The sequence below is a fragment of the uncultured Campylobacter sp. genome, from assembly GCF_905373215.1.
In the GTDB taxonomy this organism is placed as follows: domain Bacteria; phylum Campylobacterota; class Campylobacteria; order Campylobacterales; family Campylobacteraceae; genus Campylobacter_B.
Genome location: NZ_CAJPRT010000010.1, coordinates 47,911 through 67,623, shown reverse-complemented (window position 1 = coordinate 67,623; position 19,713 = coordinate 47,911). Strand labels below are relative to the sequence as shown.

Sequence of the window (19,713 nt, the reverse complement as noted above, 5' to 3'; positions counted from 1 at the left end):
AGAAGCTCCGTTCTTTTTGCCGCGATGCCGAGCATCGATCCGCATATCGCTTTTTTGCGCGGCGTGCACGATAAAGCAGCCGTTAGCGAGCTTGCCGCTCAGATGGGCGCGCTGCATCTAAACATGCGAAGCGCTATAAGTGAAGCGTTTTCGCAGATCAAAATCAACGCTCTGTATCTAAAATGCGCCGCGTACGCCATCGCACTCGCATTACTATGGGCGTTTTTCGGTGCGCGGACGGCATGGCTGATCGTCATCTCCGTCTTTGCGCCAAATTTAGCCGTGCTTGCCCTGCTTAGCGCATTCAGCGTGAGCGTAAATATTTTTGCGATCTTTGCGCTGATCCTATCAGGCGCCGTAGGAATAGACTATATGATCTTTGCAAACAACGATAAGATGGCACTTAGCGACAAAATTTTCGGCATCACGCTCGCGTCTTTAACCAGCATAATCTCTTTTTTTACGCTCGCTTTCAGCTCCACTAAAGCCGTGGCGCTGTTTGGGCTCTGCGTCAGCCTAAATATCGCGCTAGCGGCGATCTTGGCGCAAATTTTAGCGGCGAGCAAGAAAAGCTAATCAAGCGGGAGCCAAAAAACCGAAAGCACTAAATAGACGCTCTTTACTCGCTTGCAGATAAAATTTATAAAAGAGCGCGCCGTAAATTTACGCAGCCGCAGCGGATGAAATTTAATCTAACTCGCCGCGAGATAAAATTTAGCCTGGCGTGGCGCAAGATAAAATTTAACCGACTAGCGCAAAACAAAATTTTAGATAAAATTTCGACCAAGCAGGTTGTGAGCTTAAATTTAAAGAGCAAGATTGCAAGATGAAATTTTAAAAGCCTTTTGGCCGCAGCGCCTCGCGGCGCGTTATTAAATTTAAACCTTTGCAGCGCATTATTAAATTTCAACCGGCGCGCCCTACTCGCCGCTTTTGCCCGCTTTTATCATCTTTATAAATTCCTTTGCGAGCTTGGAGGGTTTTTTATACACGACCGAAAACGACACGTCCAAAAGCGGCTCATCCGCGACGTCAAAGAGCGTGATGTAGTCCTTCTGCGTCTCAAAAATGTACCGCGCGAAGCTAAAGCTCACGCAAAGTCCCGCCGCGACCATCGCGTTAGCTACATAAAAATAAGAAGTATCACAGAAAATTTGAGGCGTAAAGCCCGCGTTTTCAAAGATTTTTTTAAAGCTCGATTCGCTTTTTAAAACCTTACTGCTGATTGCAAATTTATCGGATTTAAACTCGCCAAGCGCGATTTTAGGGTATTTCTCGGTAGAATTTATGCTCGCTCGCGAAACAGCCGGATGAGAGGAGCAGACGCTTAGAAGCAGCCTGCGCTTTTTTATAAACTCGCACTCAAGCCCCTCCGCAGAAAGCTCGCCGAAGTGCGCGGCATAGATGATATCAAGCTCGCCGCTTTTTAGCATCTCAATGAGCGCGGGCTCTGAGTGGACGTGCACGATCCTGATATCGGCTTTGGAAAACCTACTGCAAAAGACCGCGATGATCTTTTCGATAAATTTAAAGCTGGTCGAGGTCGCGCCGATAACGAGCTTGCCCGTCTTGATCGACGAAAGCCCGCGTATTTCGTTATTTAGCTCCTTATTGAGCCTAAGCATATTTTTCGCTCTGGCGATGTAAATTTCACCCGCATAGGTAAGCTCAAGCCCGTTTTTTCTATCAAAAATTTCGACCCCAAGCTCCTTTTCTAAAAGCATAATGCTCTTTGAAAGCGACGGCTGCGCGATTCCAAGCTCGCTCGCCGCTTTCGTAAAGCTTTTAAGCTCCGAAATTTTTACCGCAAATTCCATATGTCGTAAGCTCATATTTTGCCCCTTTCGGTTGAAATTTATAGCCTCTAGCTATTAAATTATATACTAAATAACATTTGACTTACATAAAGATTTAATATAAAATTACAATATTAATCTTTAAGGTTAAAAAATCTCTAAGTAAAGGGGCAAATATGCAGAGACGCGACATACTGAAAATGGGTATGGTAGGAGCCAGTGCACTCGCACTCGGCGCGGTAAATGCGCAAGCAAGCGCGGTGGACGCAAATGATGTCAAATTTGACGAGGAGTGGGATGTAATCATCATCGGCAGCGGTTTTGCAGGGCTTGCGGCGGGCTTAAAAGCGGCGCAAAAAGGCAATAAAGTGCTAATCCTCGAAAAAATGGGTCGTATCGGCGGAAACTCCGTCATCAACGGCGGCGGTATGAGCGTGCCGATGAACCCAGTGCAGGAAAAAACGGGCATCAAAGACAGCAAAGAGCTATTTATGAACGACTGTCTAAAAGCAGGACTTGGCATCAACCACCCCGAGCTTTTAAGCACCTTAGCCGATCGCGGCTTGGATGCGTTTAAATTCCTAGTAGATAACGGCGTGCAATTTAAGATGGATCACTGCGCGCACTTCGGCGGACACAGCGTCGCGCGCTCGATGCTAACTACAAATGATAGCGGCTCTGGCTACATCCAGCCGATGCTTGAAAAATTTGAAGCGCTAAAAGACAAAGGCTGCGAGCTTCGCCGCCGCGCGAAATTTGATGATTTCGTAATGGATGGCGAGCGAGTAGCGGGCGTCGTGATCCGCGAGGAGTATAAATTTGATCCGAATCTTTACAGCGACGATCTTGAAAATACGAGCGGCACAAAAAAGACGCTCAAAGCCAAAAAAGGCGTAGTGCTTGCAGCTGGCGGATTTTGCCGCGATAAAATTTTCCGTAAGCTTCAAGACCCGCGCATTCCAGATGACGTCGATAGCACAAACCACCCGGGAGCCACTGCGGGCGTGCTGCTAAAAGCCTTTGAGATCGGTGCATATCCGGTGCAGGTCGATTGGATCCAGTTCGGTCCGTGGGCGAGCCCCGATGAGAAGGGTTTCGGCACCGCTCCGATCCTAACTCAGCAAGGCACCTTCAAATACGGCATAGCCGTGGACGTGCGTACGGGCAAGCGCTTTATGAACGAGCTTGCAGACCGCAAGACCCGCGCGGATGCGGAGTTTAAAATTTTACGCGAGGATCCGAAAGCCTATCCGATAACCTTCGCCGATACCAAAATGGCGTTTAAAGACCTAAGCGAAGAAATTATTTCTAAAGGCATGGCGGGCGGTAAGGTAGTGGGCGAATGCGCGAGCCTAGATGAGATCGCTAGTAAATACGGCGTGCCTGCGGATGCTTTAAAAGAGACCGTTAAGAAATACAACGAGGGCGTGAGGGCTAAAAAAGACGAGTTCGGCAAACAAGAAAGCGCGCTAAGCGAGATCAACGAAGCGGGACCTTTCTACGTCATCCGCCTCTCGCCGAAGCCTCACCACACGATGGGCGGTCTAAAGATCAACGAAAAAGCCGAGGTCTTATCATCTAAGACCAATAAGCCGATCCCGGGCCTCTGGGCTGCAGGCGAGATCACGGGAGGCACTCACGGCGCGAGCCGCTTAGGCACCGTTGCGATCACCGACTGCATAGTTTTCGGAATGATCGCGGGCGAGCAGATCGCCTAATTTGGTCTGAGCGTAAGCTCTTTAAAGCCTTGCAGGCTAGCTTTCGCGAGCCGGCAAGGCAGTTCTCTAAAAGGTTGCAAATGAAAAAAATCAGTTTTACGGCATTGATTCTGTGCTGTTTCATCGCGACTTTGTTCGGTGCGCCGAGCGCTAATGACGCCAACGCCACGAATATAGTCGTTTCAGATGAGCTTCGGGCAAAATACAAAATCAAACCTCATCACGAGCATTTGTCGTTTGATTGCGTCGATTGCCACGTAAATCAAGGAAGCGATCCGTCTAAATTTAAAAGCATCGGCGACAAGGGTTGTATCAGCTGCCACGGCGACAAAAAGCAGCTCGCTTTGAGGCTAAAATTTATGGATACGCTAAAGGCCAATCCACACAACTCCGTCCACGACGGTCCTACGCTATACTGCGACGAATGCCATGCCGAGCACAAGGCATCTACGAATATGTGTACCGAATGCCACGAGCACGAAGTGCCGCAATGGATGGGGGTGACGCCATGAGAATTTCTAAAAAATTACTAGCGCTTATCATCTTAATAAGCGGTATTATAGGCTTTTTCGTCGTCGTGCCGGTGCATTATGCGCTTGAGAAAACAAGCACCGATAAATTCTGCGACGTATGCCATGAGATGGATCCGATGGTGATCGCCTATCAAGACGACGTCCACTCGGGCAAGGGCAAAACGGGCATCAAAGCCAAATGCGTCGACTGCCACCTACCGCACGACAATATCGTAAAATACGTCTATCAAAAGGCCAAAAACGGCGTGCTGGAGGGCTACTCGCACTTCTTCGACGAGCCCGAAAAATTTGATTGGAATAAAAGGCGCGAAAACCGCGAGCACTATGTGTTTGACAACGGCTGCACGAGCTGCCACGCCACCGTGATCGACAGCAAGATCATCTCCGAGCAGGCGCAACGCATGCACGCGCACTACAAAAAGCTCCTAGGCACCGAGCGCGAGCTCAAATGCGCGAGCTGCCACGTAAGCGCGGGCCACGGCATCGGGCTTCGCAACTACCTGGAGTACTGGCGACCGACATATAAAATTTACGAAAAGAAGATGATGCAGGAAAAGATCAAGGCTAAGAAGGAATTTTTTGGCGACGAGTATAAACCAAGCGCCGAAGAGCAGGCCTTTATGGATGCTTCTAGCGCGAAGAAATAACGCTTTGAGATTGTAAGCGTTCAATTCACGCTTCAATTCACACTCCGCCGCGGATTAAATTTAAAACTCAAATTTTGGGCTTCGATTTAATCTGCGGCGGTTTAAATTTAGCGGGGTCAAATTTATCCCGCTTGATCCGACGAGCAAAATTTTATCCCTTCTCATCTCTTTTCTCTTTACGGGTGAGCTTTTAAAATTTATCTAAATTTAAAATTTTACCGAAAGAAGCTGCGCAAAAATCATCGCTTTTTTTTAATATCTCAGCACCGTCTACTCTAACTCTAGGGCGCAGTCAATGCCTGTAAGACCTTAAAGACAAATCAGTTTGCCGATGGTCTGCTTGCGGTAAAATGCTGATGAAATTTTACTAGATTAAATAGCTACGTTAAATTTAAATAGCAGGTTTTAGAATTTTAAAATTTCGCGGAGCGGATTGAATAAATTTGAAATTTCGCCAATCTATCTTGTAAATTTATCGTCTAAATTTAGCCCTTGCTGCATTAAATTTTAAAAGCCATGTTTAAATTTAAGAAGTTCGGATGAAATATTTATCAAGCGCAAGCCCGTTTGATAATGCAGATGGTAAAGAGTAAATTTTTCGGATTTAACGCTCTTTTTGCGTCATATACAAGGCAAAATAATGCAGATGAGAAAGAGCGGAAAATACTCCACTCTTTAAAATTTTAGTCGCCGCTTAGATCAAATTTATACGCTGCTTGTAACCATATCTCGTTCTCGTCGAACTTTCTATTTACGCCGCTAGCGTAGTGATCGCTCCTCTCAAGCGCAGTGTAAGTTACGCCCAAGCTTAGCCCCTTCACGGCCTTAGGAGCGTAGTTTGCCGTTACCGCCCAGCCCTCTACGTCCATGCTAGTGCCGACCCTTTGACCCGCAGCCCCGCTAGCATTGATATTATTCGTGCCGCCTACTCTGTCTTGATCGCCTTTTACGTAGTGTAGCGCGGTTTTGAAGCCATCCAGGCCGATAGCGCCGAAGTTGTAATCAAGCACGACCTTGTGCGTATCCATACCCGCATATCCTGTAAAGACGAACGGACCTCTAATAGGCAGAGCGGTGTATGATCCAGGGCCGTTGCCGACGCCCAAAATAACGGCATCATCATCGCTAACGGTCGTATAGGCATACGATAGGCCGAATCCGAAAAACTCGCTAACCGATACTCTTGCACCGAACATATCGCCGTCAAGCCTTCTTGGCTCCAGCCCTCCGTCTACGCGCGAGCCTTTATAGTTAAGATCAAATCCCAGCTTTAAAATCTCGCCTACCGGCACTTTTACATTTGCCTCGGCAAGATACAAGCTAACGTCGCCGTCTTTTAATGCGTTAGCGGGTTTTACGTCCGTTACCGCTGCGTAAGCGCCGGTTAAAGTAGTATAAGGCAAGGATTTGTTTTGAACATATGCGGAGAAGATATTTTCAAATTTTACGGCGACCGGACCGGTCATATTACCCAGAATCACCCTATCTTTAAATAAAGGAGCCTTTCCTTCGCCTGCCGGAGCGCCCATAGCGGTTTTACTCCTTCCTTGGAATTTATAAAACCATCCGCCCCACAAGGTAGTATCGGGGATATCTTTATTAGATATCGCTACGCCCTCGAAAGCTTCTTTAAACGCCCTCGTATAGTTGCCTGCTACCAGCGGAGTAACGACATATTGTCTACCCGCCTTTATATCGGTATTTCCTATGCCGTATCCTAGGTATAATTCAGATAATACCGCACCCTTGGTATACCACTCCTTATCGTAGGCGGTCTTATTGCTTGAGCCTACGTGATACGGCATCAACCAGCCTTGCCCGGTAAGCCCTATTCTAAAGCCATAAAGAGGATCGGTGACATATCCGAGCTCAAGACCCACGCCGAATGCCTCGTAGTCGTTATCGCCCGTAGCGGCTTCGCCTCTATTGTCTACGGTTTTATTGGCGTAAGTGGTCTTTACCGTTCCGCCAAGCTTACCGTTAGTGATCGCCTCGGCTACGCTATCCGCCGCGCTTAGCGAGGATACCGCACATGCGCAAACCGCCGCAGCTAAACTTAGTTTGATGAGTTTCATTCGTAATCTCCTTTCATAAAGATTTACAAATATTTATAAAATGAATTATATCAAACAATCTCGCTGTTTGCGATAAAAAAGGGGGAAATTAAAAATAAAATTACGCAACTTTGTAAAGATTAAATTAATGAATAGTGAAATTTATCGCTCGATTTATGATTTTATGATTTGACGAAAATTTTTGGCTTGCGCCCCGACCTCGACTCGCGGATAAAAGCGATCAAAACCTCAAAATTTCAAAAACGCCAAACCGAGCCGCCGGATAGAATTTTACTGAAATCAAAGGGTGAAATTTCGCCGCTTTTAAATTTTAAAATTTAGAAAGCGCGGTGAAGTTTGCAAGCTAAAATTTCTTTTTAAATTTAAAGCGCGACTCCATAGATTTATACAGCCTATGCAGCCGCGCGGAATTTAGGTAGCGATCGAAGCTCTAAATTTATAGAGCCTTTGCGATTAGCTCGTTTACGTTTTTAATAAACTCGCTCGGATTTTCCAGCTCCTGCCCCTCGCTAAGGCGCGCCAGATCGTAGATTATCTCGGCTACTTGCGGCAGCATCAGTTTATCGGACTGCAGCTTTTTGATGATCTCATGATCTGCGTTGATCTCCAAAATCGGCTTTACAGGCGGCAGATTGCGACCTCCCATCTGCTTAAGTAGCTGCTGCGTCGCAAAATCGGGATCGTTCTCGTCAAAAACAAGGCAGGAAAGCGAGCCGCTTAGACGCGATGAAATTTTAACGTCCTTGACGCGTTCGCCTAAAATTTCTTTGATCTTTGCGGCGATCTCTTTGGCTTGCGGCGTCGCGGCATCGTCGCCCGAAGCCTCCTGTTTGATCGAAGTCGCGTTTTTTACAGACGTCTTATCAAACTCAAAAACGCCCGGCATCACGATCGTATCGATCTCATCGTCGCAGAGCAACACCTCCGTGCCCTCGGCGTTAAATTTCTCGATTAGAGGCGAGCTTTTAAGCATCGCAGCGCTGTTTCCCGCGATATAATAGATCTCCTTTTGACCCTCTTTCATTTTTTCCTTATACTCGCTAAACGTGATGAGGCCGTCTCGCAAATTTGATTTGAAAAGGCATAGCTTTAAAATTTCCTCTTTGTTTGCGCCGAAACCGTAAAGCCCCTCTTTCAAAACCTTGCCGAATAATTCGTAAAATTTTATGTATTTTTCGCGATCGTTCTGCAAAAGCTTTTCTAGCTCGGATAGAATTTTTTTGACGCTTTGTTCGCGGACGTAGGCTAGAATTCGATTTTCTTGTAAAATTTCGCGGCTTACGTTTAGCGGCAGATCCTCGACGTCCATTATGCCGCGCACGAAGCGCAGGTAGCTAGGCAGCAGCTCTTTGGCGTCGTCGGTGATGAAAACGCGCTTGACGTAGAGCTTCACGCCGCTTTGATAATCGACGCGGTATAGATCGAAAGGCTCGCTGCTCGGCACGTAAAAAAGCGTCGTGTACTCGTGCGTGCCCTCGGCCTTGGTGTGGATATAAAACAGCGGATCGCCGCTGTCGTGGCTGATCTGCTTGTAAAATTCATTGTAATCGCCCGGCTTTAGGCTGCTTTTCGGCAGCTGCCAAAGTGCGCTCGCGCGGTTGATCTGGACGTTTTTAACTTCGCTATGTCCCTGCTCGCCCTCTTTTTGCGCAGGCACGTATTCTTCCTTATCCATAAAGATCGGATAGGGGATGTGGTTTGAGTATTTTTTGATGATGCCTTCTAGCCTATATTCGTCCAAAAACTCCTCATCTTTCATATGCAGAATTATCGTCGTGCCGAAGTCCTCCTTTTGCACCTTTTCGATCGCGTAGTTACTCGCGTCGCTGCTCCATTTATAGCCGTCCTGTGAGAGCGGCTTGCGGCTGATCACCTCGATATGATCCGCTACCATAAACGCCGAATAAAACCCGACGCCGAACTGTCCAATGAGGTTGCTGTCCTTCGCCGCATCGCCGCTAAGGCTCGCCATAAAGCCCTTCGTGCCACTGCGCGCAATAGTGCCTAGATTGCTCTCGAGCTCGGCCTCGTCCATACCGATGCCGTTGTCGCCGATGCTTAGCGTTTTGGCCTCTTTGTCGATCTTTATATCGATGCGCGGCACATACGAAAGCGCCTTGTAATCGTCATTCGTAAGGCTTAGGTAGTTTAATTTATCCAGCGCGTCGCTTGCGTTTGAGATGAGCTCGCGCAGGAAAATTTCCTTGTTTGAATAAAGCGAATGGATCATCAAATTTAGCAGATCATTCACTTCGGTCTTAAATTTTTTCTTTGCCATTATGCGGTCCTTTTTGATAAAATTGGCACATTATATCATGGAGTGCTAATATTGTCAATAGTAGAATAAATAAACTTGATATGAATCCTATCAAGTTTTGTAAATTTATGCGCGTTCGAAGTATATAAAATTTAAACCTATCTGCAGATGATACCGGCGATAACCGATCCGAATTTGACGGCGCATTTACACCAAATTTGCGGATTTTTCTTGTCATCTTTTTTGAAAAATTCAAAACAAGATGATATAATTCCTCTTGATGCTGATGCGATTTTGATGATAAAACTCAGAGGTTAACCTACTAGCAAAATTTATCTAGCAAAAAGGATTTCATTTGAATAACGAAGAAATTATACAACGCATAAATGAGCTGAGAGAAAAGCGGGGTAAAAATTTAAAAAGCCCAAATGAAAATATCTGCGAAACGGATGCTAATGCAGATCTAAATATAGACGTCGCTGTAAATTTAGCCGAAAAATCAGGCGCAGGTTCAGCCGCAAATTTAAGCCAAAAACCGAGCACCAAGCCCTCCGTCGTTACTTTAATGGGTGAGCAATCGATCAAAGACGCAGACCTCCGCACTCCACGCAATAATCAATCTACGCCGAAAATACTCCCTCTCATCATCGTATGTATAATCGCTATTTTTATAGCGATAAAAGCGCCTTTTCGCACAGAAATTTTGAACGAAACCCGAATTCCGACCAATCAAGCAAACGAAGACGCGAATAAAAATCCTAAAGAAATTTCTATTCGCACCAAAGACGGTACTTTAAAAATGAAAAATCCCGTAAGATTTCGCGAAGATTGCGACGGCGGAGACAGCGATGCCTGCGCCGTGCTTTCGAGCCTACTGCTACTAAATGGCGAAATTTCGCAAGAGGGCGCCAAAGATCTGCTTAAAAAAGGCTGCTACGAGCTTAACGGCGGCGAAAGCTGCACGAGACTCGCAGGCTACGAAGATAGAGATTCGCAAGAGAGCAGAAAACTGTATAAAAAAGCATGCAAGCTCGGTAACGGCCAAGGCTGCTTTATGTTCGGTTACGTCGCGTATTTTGATGATGACGACAAAGAAGCGGGTACGCGATACTTTGAGCGATCGTGCGAGTTGCGATTTGCGGAGGCGTGCTATTTTCTAGTGGGAATTTATTCAAATGATCCGGCAAAATCGCAAAGATATCAGGCTCTGTTTGAAAAATATCAACAAGAAAACGACGATGCGATAATCAGCTTTAGGCGCAGATAATTTTACGGCTCAAATGCACTTTTGCGCATTGCGCTTGCGGGTTTAAATTTGCGCAAATCAAAAGATGTCCTTTGCTCAGCAAGCATACAAATTTTAAATTTTTGCTCAAACCCAAGCGCCGCGCCAAATTTACACAAACATAAAAAGTAAAATTTAATCGGTTTAATAAATTTAAAGCCTCGCGCAGAGATCGCCTTAAATTTACGCGAGCTCATACTGTCCGGCGCGCTTTTAAATTTTACTCATTACGTCGTCAATTATCGCTTGTGCGCCGTTTCGATCCGCAAGCTCAAGCAGCCCTTTGCTCGCGCGCGCCACGTCGAAGCTCTCAATCAAGCCTAATATCCGCTCGCCGCTTGCGTCCTGCTGACGCACGATTTCGCAAAGTCCGCGCTCTTTAAGAAATTTCGCATTGTAAAACTGATGATCCGCCGCCGCGAACGGAAACGGCACGAATATCGCAGGCAGACCGTTTGCACAGAGCTCCCACAGCGTGCTGGCGCCGCTGCGTCCGACACAAAGATCGGCGCTTGCGATGAGCTCGTGCATGTTTTTGCAAAAGCCCACGAGTTGCACGTCAAGGCCCTGCTGCGCGTAGATCTGCGAGATGCGCTCAAACTCGCGCTCGCCGCACTGATGGATCACGCCGTAGCCGAGGCTCAAGAGCTTAGGTGCAAGCTCCACGGCAAGCGAGTTGATAAAGCTCGCTCCCTGCGAGCCGCCCAAAAAGATGACCCTCTTAAGCGCCGTGCGCGGCCGCGCCGTCTCGAAAAAAATATCCGCGATCGGATAAGCGAACGCGGGCTTTTCATAGGAGCTGTAAAACGCGCGCGCAAAGGGCCTTAGCAGGCGGTTGAGCCGTCCGCAAACGGCGTTTTGCTCATGGATAAAAAACGGCACGCCAGAAAGGATCGCCGCGATGGATGCGGGCGCCGAGCTGTATCCGCCCACACTGATGAGCGCGCGGACGCCGTTTTGCTTTAAAATTTTACGCGCCGTAAGCGAAAGGCGCAGGATATTTAGCAGCGAGGCTAGCTTGGCAAATCCCTTTTTATCGATGACGCCCGAGCTTTGCAGAAAATAGGTGCGCGCGAAAAGCTCGCTACCCTCAAACCACGCGCGATCCTGCCCGCGGTTTGAGCCAATGAAGATCGCCCTGATGCCCTGCTTCGCAAGATGGGCGGCTAAATTTTTAGCGATTATCAGATGGCCGCCGGTACCGCCGCCGCTGATTGCTATGACCATACTTTTCCTTTAAATTTATAAAATTTCGCGCTTAAATTTAAGCTTCGGCGCGCTTCGGCGTAGAATTTTAAGCGCAATTCGGCTCTAAATTTACGCCTAAATTTAAATCGCGCTCTCCTAAAGCCCGCAAAAGCTTTAAAATTTCGCCCTTTTCGACGCCATCAAAACGAGCCCCACCGCAAACGACGCCGCGAGCAGATGGCTGCCGCCGTAACTTAGAAACGGCACGGCGATGCCCTTTACCGGCGAGATCGACGTGATGCCGTAGGAATTGATAATGAACGAAAAGAAAAACATAAAGCCGATACCCAGGCAAAAGAGGAAATTTACGTTATTCGGCGACTTGCTCGCGGTCTGAAAGATGCGAAAGAGCATCGCATAAAATAGCGCCACGATGAGCAAAATCCCGATAAATCCCCACTCCTCGGCGATACCTGCGAGCACGAAGTCGGTATGTACCTCGCTCAGATAGCCGAGCTTAAAGCTTCCCAGCCCAAGCCCCTGCCCGAAAAACTCGCCATTGTTTATCGCATTTAGCGAGTGTCCGACCTGATACGGCGCGCTAGCATCCTCTATACGCAGCCCCGCGGCAGTCTCCGGCGACATAAACGACAGCACGAAATCCTGCACGCCGCCCCACCACGAGCGCACGCGATCGACCCTGTGCGCGCTCGTGACGATAAAAACGTAAGCAAGCCCCAAAATCCCCATAAAGCTAAAGCCGATGAGCTTGAAGCTCGTGCCCGCAAAAAGCGACATAAAAATCATCGTAAGCCCCAGTACCGCGACCTGCCCCAGATCGTTTTGCACGATGGCGACTAGGATCACCACAAAGCCGAAAAGCGCTACGTATGGAAGCAGCGTCGCGATCTCGCGCCCGATGCTTTTTTTGGAGTGATCGAGCTTGCGCGAGAAGCTCCACGCCAAAAAGTAGATGAAGCCCACCTTGAAAAATTCCACCGGCGCGAGGTTAAAAAACGGCAGTCTGATCCAGCGCGCTGCGCCGTTTACGTCGGCGACCAGGGATTTGGGCAAAAAGCCCATCGCGAGCATCAAAATCCCCATTATCGCAAAAAGCGACATGCACACTGGCGTTAGGCATTTATCGGGATCGGCGCGCGAGACGATCCACATCACCGCGATGCAGGCGATCCCCACCGCGCACTGACGATAAAAAAAATGCAGTGGCGTAGCACCCAGCAGAAGCACCGTATATGAGCTCAGTGACAGCGAAAATATCATGCCAATCGTAATGAGCGCGCAGGTGAAGTAATATAGCCATTTATCGGTTTTCAATCATCTCTCCGTTTTAAAATTTATTCGCATTTACGTGCGCCGTGCATGCTTCGTCTGCCGCGCAAGGCTCAAACCTCGCATCGCGCCCGCGGCGCACGGCGCCGATCGCGCATCGTCTTTTGGTGTACGGCGCGATCGCGCATTGTCTTTTGGCACGCAGCACGATCGTGCGTCTTTGACGCGCGGCGCGAATTTTATTCTCGCACATAAGGCGGCTTTGCGGCGCACGCTGCGGAGTAGCACGCCATAAGGTACGATCGCTCGTTATCCCGCAAGTGTGCATTGCACACATTCTATTCTAGCGTATCGCGGCGACTTTTGACGCACGCTACGGATAGAGCGCCGCGAAGCGCAATCTACGCCGCTTTTTAAGTGTGCATTTTGCTCTCGCGTATCGCGCAGCCTTTCGACACGCTACCACGCCGTAGAGCGCAACCTCGCACTATCTTTTAATACACAGGCGGGTACATTCTACTCTGGCAGGCGTATCGCGGCGGCTTTCGGCACGCGATAGCACGGTCACAAACCGCAACCGTGCAAAATCGTGCACGAATAGCGCGCGGTAGCTGCAAAATTTTACGCTGTAACATCGTTACAAACACGCTCGCATGCCGATCGATTTTCAGCGCACGGACAACGTAAAACGCACCGCATCTTACAATAAGCGACTTCGCCGTAAAACGCGCTTGTACCGCAGGCGGTACGAAATTTCGTTTTAAATTTATTCGCCGCTACGTCGCAAATTTTATTAAATTTATGCGTACGGCGATAAATTTTCCGTTCTAAAATTTTACGCCGCAGAGCATGTAAGCACTCGCTCGCAAAACATGCCATATGCAGCCGCACTACGAAACACGCCCGACAAAACACTGCGCGCCAAACAGCTTTTGGTCGAGCGGATTGCGACACAACGACTTTTAGTGTGCAGCGCGAGCACTCGTGCCGCACGTCGGTCGCCACGCACAACCGCAATACTTCGCTACTAACCTTCAGCACACAACGAACTTTTTACTCATGTACTCGCGCGCCGCAAGCCAAGTCTGCAACAACTTTTTCCGCTTGCGCTCTAAAATTTCACGCCGCGATTAAAATTTGGCGCCAAGAACACAGCGCGCAATTAAACTACACCTTATAAATTTAGACAGCGAGCACGCCACAAACGCAAGCTGCAAAACACGCTGTTCACATCCACCGAGCACTACTTGAAGTGCCTGCCATACCGCAAAACTTTGATCACATCCTCGCATCCGTATAAAACCATCCGCCTTTCCGCAGCCACAGAGGCACAGCGCGAACTGTAGAACGCGCAAATTTTAAAATTTAAAATCCGCCATGTAGATCAAAAAATTTTAAAACTCCACCGCTTCATATCCGATAAATTTTAAAATTTCACCAACGCAGATCGATTAAATTTTAAAATTCCGACGCCGTAAGTCTAATAAATTTTAAAATTTCGCCGCTTAAATTTCATCGAAATTTTAAATTTACTTGATTATGTCGCGCTGGCCTTTGGTGTTGATCTCGCTTAAAACACCCATCTGCTCGAGCTGCTCGATGATCGTCGCGGCGCGATTGTATCCGATACGCAAGCGGCGCTGCAGGTAGCTGATCGAGGTCTTCTCCTCCTCCAAAACAATCGCCTTCGCCTCGTCGTAAAGCTCGTCAAGCACGATATTTTGCGGATTGATTATGCCGCCTTCTTGCTTGGTGCCCTCGTTTTCGATCAAAAATCGCTCGTCATAAACGACGCTTTCTTGCGCCTTTAAAAATTCCGCGATCTTGTTGATCTCATTCTCGGTCGTAAACGGTGCGTGCAGGCGGATGAGCCCCGGCGCGGTAGGCGGCGTAAAGAGCATATCACCCCGCCCGAGCAGGCTGTCCGCGCCCATCTGATCCAAAATCACCTTGCTATCGACCTTTGAGCCCACTCGGAAGCTGATACGGCTAGGCAGATTTGCCTTTATCAGCCCCGTGACGACATCCACGCTTGGGCGCTGCGTCGCCACGATGAGATGGATGCCGCTGGCGCGCGCCATCTGCGCCAGACGCGCGATGTAGTGCTCCACGTCCTTGCCGCTCGTCATCATTAGATCCGCGAGCTCGTCGATGATAACGACGATGTAAGGCAAAATTTCACCTCCCTCGCGCAGCATCTTTTCGTTGTAGTTGTCGATGTTTTTCGTCCTGTTTTGCGCCATGAGCGAGTAGCGCTGCTCCATCTCGGCGACAAGGTTGCTTAGCGCGATGATCGCCTGCTTAGGCTGCGTGATGACGGGCGTCAGCAGGTGCGGGATATCGTTGTAGATACTAAACTCAAGCATCTTCGGATCGATCATTATGAGACGCAGGCTCTTGGGCGAGTTGCGATACAAAAGGCTAAGCAGCATGGCGTTAATGCCCACGCTCTTGCCGCTTCCGGTGGTGCCTGCGATGAGAAGGTGCGGCAGCTTCTTAAGATCGGTGACGAAAGGCTGGCCCACGATGTCCTTGCCAAGCACGATGGTAAGCGAGCTGGAAGCGCTTTTAAACACGTCGCTTTCTAAAATTTCGCGAAGATAGATCGTGTCGATATTTTGATTAGGAATCTCGATACCTACGACATCTTTGCCCGGAACCGGCGCCTGGATGCGGATGGTCTGCGCCCGAAGCGCCATCGCCAGATCATCTTGCAGCGTTAGAATTTTACTTACCTTGATGTGCGCGGCGGGGCGAAACTCAAAGGTCGTAACGACAGGGCCCGAGTAGGTCCGCACTACGTCGCCGTCGATCTTAAATTTACGCAGCTTATCGAGCAGATCGTAAATTTTACGATCGATCTCGCTCTCGTCGATGCTACTTTTCTTTTTCGGCGGCAAGTTTAAAAAATCAAGCGGCGGCAGCTTAAAATCCTTGGGCTTAGCCACTCTACCCTTATCGAGCTGATCCAAAAGCCTTTTGTTTTCGGCAACCTCGCTTAGGCGCTCGACCCTTTTTAGCCTGCTCGGCTTTCCCTTTTGCGGCATTTTAAGCTCGCGTTCAGCGGAAGCCTGCGGACCCTCCGCGTCACCAAAATTCTGCTTATGCTCAGACTCGCAAGTATCGTTTAAATTTTGTAAATTTCGCTCACCTTCAAAACCGCGTCCGCTTGCGCCCTGCTCCATAAAATTACTCTGTTTCGCCGAATTGTCCTCTGCGCTCAAAGCGTCATTCGAAGCGTTAAAATTTTCCGCATCTCTCAAGCCTTTCGCAGACGAATACCTTGCAAGCCCGCCTCTTTGCGCCGCATCCGCATCGCTAGCAAAATCGTCTCTAATTTCATCCTGCGAGCTTTCATCTCTTGAGCCAATAAAGCAGTTTTTGATAATGTCGGTAAAACGGTCTTCAAATAAGAGCACTAGCGAAAGCACAAAAATCGTAATATTAAAAATCCACACGCCGACGCTTCCAATCATTCGCCTAAGCCCGTCCACCGCGAAGCTACCGACTGCTCCGCCGCTAGCGCCAAAGAGACTCGACTGCACCATCAAAATGGTAAAAAATAGCAAAATGGCTCCGATGCTAAACTCAAAAAATCTAAAGTCAAAACCGCGAAAATGCTTATAGGCTACGTATGCTAAGGCGAGCAAAAATAGCGGATAGATGTATGCAAAATAGCCGAATAGCTGGGTATTAAACGAGCGGATGGCATTGCCTGCGCTGCCTACAAGCGCGGAATCGGGCGCAATAGTAGCAAGCCCAAAAAATATTATGATAGCCGATATGACGATAAAATATACTTCTTTAACTATGATTGATCCTTAAATTTAAAGGGGTATTTTAGCCAAACGAAGGTTAAAATTTTATTTGAAGGATGAAATTTTAATGCTTTGATAAAATTCCGCGCCCTCGCAGGCGCGGAATTAAAAAGGTTAGCTCTTGACGGCTTTGCCAAGATCCCACATAGGCATGAAGATACCCAGAGCCAAAAGAAGAACCATGCCCGCCATAAAAAATAGCATGATCGGCTCTACGTAGCTTGAGATATTATCGATGATATCATCAAATTTCTCTTTATAATAATCCGTGACGTTGCCAAGCATCTTATCGAGGTTACCGGCTTGCTCGCCCGCGCTGATCATCTGAATAAGCATACTCTCATAAAGCCCGGTATTGTTAAACGCCTCTGTTAGGCTCACGCCCTGCTGCACGGCAATTTTAACGGTAGAGAGTTTCTCTTTTAAAGTATGATTATCCACCATTAAAACAGATGTATCCAGCGCATCTGCAATAGGAATACCCGCTCGCACGAGCTCTGTAAAAATAAGCATAAATCGCGACATCGTCGAGAAAAATATGATCTTACCGAATAGATAGACCTTTAAAATCGTCTTGTCAAAGCCCTTTTTAAACTCAGGATTATTACGATATGCCCATCTAAGAGCTATGATAGTGCCTATGATGCCCGCTAAAACAAAAATTCCATAATTATTAAGAGTGCTTTCGATACCGAGCAAAATTCTAGTAGGCAGCGGCAGATCCGCGCCCAAATCCTCAAAAATCTCGCGGAATTTCGGCACGACATACATCATCAAAACCGAAAATGCAATCGCCATAACGATCATAAGTATCATCGGATAACGCATCGCCTTTTTAAATTTACGCTGGTTTTCCCAAAGCTCTTGAAGCATAGCAGCAAGCTTGGCTAGAGATTCTGCCATATTACCGGTAGCTTCGCCCAGACTTACCATCGCAACGACGACATCACCGAGCTGACCTCTAAATTTCTCCGTAGACTCTGTCAAGCTAAGACCTGCATTAAGATCATCGTTCATAGCACTAAAAATTTCTTTTAGAGTCTTATCCTCTGCCGCCCTCGCGACCTCTTTGATCGAGTCGTGAATTGAAATTCCGGCATTTGTCATAACCGAAAGCTGACGGATCGACGCTACTAACGGCAGCGTTCTAACTCTTCCGCTTCCACCCAGCATACGCGAAATCTGCGCCTTAAAATCGCCGCCCGTATTGGCTACGACTTGGGTTTCACCCCTTTTTACGATTGTCCCGCCTACGCGCTGCTTCATGAGGTTGTTTGCTTGCACCTTATCGCTGGCTTGCAAAAACATCTTTCTTCTTGCGCCCTTGGCGTTGTATTCAACTTCTAATTGCTTTTTCATTGTTTAGCCACCCTATAAATTTCTTCTATACTAGTTACTCCGCGCGCAGCACGTATAACACCGTCTTCAAACATATCTATAAATCCCTCCTCCTTCGCTAAGGCTCTCATATCGTCCTTTGAGCCACCGTTAGCGATCAAGCTCTGCATTTTATCGGTAATAGGTAAAATTTCACTAATCATCTCACGCCCCATGTAGCCCGTCTGACCGCATTGATCACAACCCACAGCCTTAAAAAACGTGTATTTTTCAGGTAAGAATTCTTTCAGCTGATCAAGCATCGATTTAGGCAGATTCGTAGGCTGCTTGCAGTGCGGGCAAAGCTTTCGCACGAGACGCTGCGCCTCTACCGCAATCAGTGCACCACTTATGAGATAGGCTTCGATACCCATATCCACTATTCGCGGGATCGCACTAACAGCGTCGTTGGTGTGTAGGGTCGAGAAAACCAAGTGTCCCGTAAGAGCGGCTTGGATCGCAATTCTAAGGGTCTCTTGATCACGTATCTCACCGATCATTATGATGTCGGGGTCTTGTCTTAAGATTGAGCGCAGTGCTGAAGCGAAGGTAAGACCCGCTTTTTCGTTAACTTGGACTTGTTGGATTAAATTTACTTGATACTCTACCGGATCTTCTACGGTAATGACCTTTGTATCGATATTTTTAATATCGTTTAGCGCCGCATATAGCGTCGTAGATTTACCGCTTCCTGTAGGTCCGGTAACCAAGATAATACCATATGGAGCCTTCATAGCGTTATTAAATTTCTTAAAGCTATCAGGGTGCATACCGAGCTTTTCCAGGCTGATGATAACCTTGGATTTATCTAGGATACGCATAACGGTAGATTCGCCGTTGATAATAGGCAGCGTCGAGATACGAAAGTCATATTCGCGACTTGAAATTTTCATACTAAACCTGCCGTCCTGCGGCTTGCGGCGCTCGGCGATATCCATATTCGAAAGTAGCTTCAATCGGCTTACTAGCGGCGGATAGATATCCTTATCAAAGATAAAAATTTCAGCGAGCATTCCGTCGATTCTGGTACGCACGACGCAGTTATTCTCGGTAGGCTCGATGTGAATATCGCTACCGCGCATCTTAATAGACTGGCTGATTATCATCTCAATGAGCTTTAAAATCGCCGAGGTATCATCGCTGCTTCCGCTACCGCCGGTGTTGGCAAGCTCTTTGCGGATCTCTGCTACGAGCCCTTTAATGCTCTCTGAAAGCTCAAGCTTAGATAGATATTTATTTACCTGATTTGGATCGGCTACTACGATTTTAAGCAGCTGTTTGCTAAACATAGCCTGCGCTTTATCTTGCGACTCAAGATTAAACGGATCAGAAAAAGCAACGTAAATATTCAGATCATCCGCTTTAACCGGTATCACGCCGTATCTTTTAAGCTGTGCGGTAGGAGTGCGTTCCGATAGCCTGAAGTCTATGTCGATATCGTCCAAATTCATATACGACAGATTCATCTTCTTGGCTAGAATTTGCAAAAATTCCTTCGGATCCATCGAAAATTTTTCGCTTATATCGTCAAATTCTATCTGACGACGCTTGTATAACTCAACTAAAATCGAGCAAAAATCATCCTGACTTAGATAGTTATCTCCGACTAAAACCTCGCCTAGCGTCAAACCGATATCCATCTTGTCCTTGATTTCCGGAACAACGGTGCTAGTAAGGATATTGTTTCGTATTAAAATCGCAACGATCTGCTCTTCAATCTTCGTCATCG

Annotated in this window: 14 protein-coding genes and 1 pseudogene; 6 read left to right on the top strand and 9 right to left on the bottom strand. The window is 47.6% G+C overall.

What is annotated here, in order from left to right; translation table 11 throughout:
• Both QZ176_RS06485 and QZ176_RS06480 read left to right on the top strand, forming a co-directional pair.
• Positions 1 to 576, top strand: a pseudogene (locus tag QZ176_RS06485) (hypothetical protein); the annotation flags it as partial.
• Positions 577 to 680: 104 nt separating this feature from the next.
• Positions 681 to 830: a hypothetical protein gene (locus QZ176_RS06480; RefSeq protein ID WP_295152118.1), complete on the top strand. Its 150-nt coding sequence runs from the start codon at positions 681 to 683 to the stop codon at positions 828 to 830.
• Between the two features lie 90 nt (positions 831 to 920).
• Here the strand turns inward: QZ176_RS06480 and QZ176_RS06475 are convergent, their stop codons facing one another.
• Entirely contained in the window at positions 921 to 1,832 is a 912-nt protein-coding gene (locus QZ176_RS06475; RefSeq protein WP_295152116.1) for a LysR family transcriptional regulator, read from the bottom strand.
• 140 nt (positions 1,833 to 1,972) lie between these two features.
• Here QZ176_RS06475 and QZ176_RS06470 point away from each other — a divergent pair, with 140 nt between their 5' ends.
• The 3 genes from QZ176_RS06470 (at position 1,973) to QZ176_RS06460 (ending at position 4,694) form a co-directional block, all read left to right on the top strand.
• Positions 1,973 to 3,514, top strand: a complete 1,542-nt coding sequence (locus tag QZ176_RS06470) for a flavocytochrome c (RefSeq protein WP_295152114.1) — start codon at positions 1,973 to 1,975, stop codon at positions 3,512 to 3,514.
• An 80-nt stretch (positions 3,515 to 3,594) separates the two neighbouring features.
• Positions 3,595 to 4,026, top strand: a complete 432-nt coding sequence (locus QZ176_RS06465) for a cytochrome c3 family protein (protein ID WP_295152112.1) — start codon at positions 3,595 to 3,597, stop codon at positions 4,024 to 4,026.
• The gene (locus QZ176_RS06460) at positions 4,023 to 4,694 is read left to right on the top strand and encodes a NapC/NirT family cytochrome c (protein WP_295152124.1); all 672 of its coding nucleotides are present in this window, start codon (positions 4,023 to 4,025) and stop codon (positions 4,692 to 4,694) included. The genes QZ176_RS06465 and QZ176_RS06460 overlap by 4 nt, the downstream gene beginning before the upstream one ends.
• Positions 4,695 to 5,377: 683 nt before the next feature.
• Here the strand turns inward: QZ176_RS06460 and QZ176_RS06455 are convergent.
• Together QZ176_RS06455 and htpG are read right to left on the bottom strand one after the other, a co-directional pair.
• On the bottom strand, positions 5,378 to 6,769 hold the full coding sequence (locus tag QZ176_RS06455; protein WP_295152111.1) for an OprD family outer membrane porin: 1,392 nt from the start codon (positions 6,767 to 6,769) through the stop codon (positions 5,378 to 5,380).
• Between the two features lie 436 nt (positions 6,770 to 7,205).
• On the bottom strand, positions 7,206 to 9,047 hold the full coding sequence (gene htpG, locus QZ176_RS06450; protein WP_295152109.1) for a molecular chaperone HtpG: 1,842 nt from the start codon (positions 9,045 to 9,047) through the stop codon (positions 7,206 to 7,208).
• 334 nt (positions 9,048 to 9,381) lie between these two features.
• Between htpG and QZ176_RS06445 the strand changes: the two genes are divergently transcribed.
• On the top strand, positions 9,382 to 10,293 hold the full coding sequence (locus QZ176_RS06445) for a hypothetical protein (RefSeq protein ID WP_295152107.1): 912 nt from the start codon (positions 9,382 to 9,384) through the stop codon (positions 10,291 to 10,293).
• A 231-nt stretch (positions 10,294 to 10,524) separates the two neighbouring features.
• Here the strand turns inward: QZ176_RS06445 and QZ176_RS06440 are convergent, their stop codons facing one another.
• From QZ176_RS06440 to QZ176_RS06415, 6 genes are all read right to left on the bottom strand, one after another.
• Positions 10,525 to 11,538 carry a UDP-N-acetylglucosamine--N-acetylmuramyl-(pentapeptide) pyrophosphoryl-undecaprenol N-acetylglucosamine transferase gene (locus QZ176_RS06440; RefSeq protein ID WP_295152105.1) on the bottom strand — a complete coding sequence of 338 codons (1,014 nt, stop codon included), beginning with the start codon at positions 11,536 to 11,538 and terminating at the stop codon, positions 10,525 to 10,527.
• A 135-nt stretch (positions 11,539 to 11,673) separates the two neighbouring features.
• Positions 11,674 to 12,834 (bottom strand): FtsW/RodA/SpoVE family cell cycle protein, encoded by a 1,161-nt coding sequence (locus tag QZ176_RS06435; RefSeq protein WP_295152103.1) that lies wholly within the window; start codon positions 12,832 to 12,834, stop codon positions 11,674 to 11,676.
• Positions 12,835 to 12,847: 13 nt separating this feature from the next.
• Positions 12,848 to 13,042 carry a hypothetical protein gene (locus tag QZ176_RS06430; RefSeq protein ID WP_295152101.1) on the bottom strand — a complete coding sequence of 65 codons (195 nt, stop codon included), beginning with the start codon at positions 13,040 to 13,042 and terminating at the stop codon, positions 12,848 to 12,850.
• Positions 13,043 to 14,318: 1,276 nt separating this feature from the next.
• The gene (locus QZ176_RS06425; protein ID WP_295152122.1) at positions 14,319 to 16,562 is read right to left on the bottom strand and encodes a DNA translocase FtsK; all 2,244 of its coding nucleotides are present in this window, start codon (positions 16,560 to 16,562) and stop codon (positions 14,319 to 14,321) included.
• Positions 16,563 to 16,721: 159 nt separating this feature from the next.
• Entirely contained in the window at positions 16,722 to 17,966 is a 1,245-nt protein-coding gene (locus QZ176_RS06420; protein ID WP_295152099.1) for a type II secretion system F family protein, read from the bottom strand.
• On the bottom strand, positions 17,963 to 19,711 hold the full coding sequence (locus QZ176_RS06415) for a GspE/PulE family protein (RefSeq protein ID WP_295152097.1): 1,749 nt from the start codon (positions 19,709 to 19,711) through the stop codon (positions 17,963 to 17,965). Before QZ176_RS06415 ends, QZ176_RS06420 begins: the two co-directional genes overlap by 4 nt.
• Positions 19,712 to 19,713 lie beyond the last annotated feature (2 nt).

Coding starts and splice junctions, on each gene's coding strand:
- QZ176_RS06480 (WP_295152118.1), top strand. CDS start 681: ATGAAATTTAATCTAACTCGCCGCGAGATAAAATTTAGCCTGGCGTGG.
- QZ176_RS06475 (WP_295152116.1), bottom strand. CDS start 1,832: ATGAGCTTACGACATATGGAATTTGCGGTAAAAATTTCGGAGCTTAAA.
- QZ176_RS06470 (WP_295152114.1), top strand. CDS start 1,973: ATGCAGAGACGCGACATACTGAAAATGGGTATGGTAGGAGCCAGTGCA.
- QZ176_RS06465 (WP_295152112.1), top strand. CDS start 3,595: ATGAAAAAAATCAGTTTTACGGCATTGATTCTGTGCTGTTTCATCGCG.
- QZ176_RS06460 (WP_295152124.1), top strand. CDS start 4,023: ATGAGAATTTCTAAAAAATTACTAGCGCTTATCATCTTAATAAGCGGT.
- QZ176_RS06455 (WP_295152111.1), bottom strand. CDS start 6,769: ATGAAACTCATCAAACTAAGTTTAGCTGCGGCGGTTTGCGCATGTGCG.
- htpG (WP_295152109.1), bottom strand. CDS start 9,047: ATGGCAAAGAAAAAATTTAAGACCGAAGTGAATGATCTGCTAAATTTG.
- QZ176_RS06440 (WP_295152105.1), bottom strand. CDS start 11,538: ATGGTCATAGCAATCAGCGGCGGCGGTACCGGCGGCCATCTGATAATC.
- QZ176_RS06430 (WP_295152101.1), bottom strand. CDS start 13,042: ATGTGCGAGAATAAAATTCGCGCCGCGCGTCAAAGACGCACGATCGTG.
- QZ176_RS06420 (WP_295152099.1), bottom strand. CDS start 17,966: ATGAAAAAGCAATTAGAAGTTGAATACAACGCCAAGGGCGCAAGAAGA.
- QZ176_RS06415 (WP_295152097.1), bottom strand. CDS start 19,711: ATGACGAAGATTGAAGAGCAGATCGTTGCGATTTTAATACGAAACAAT.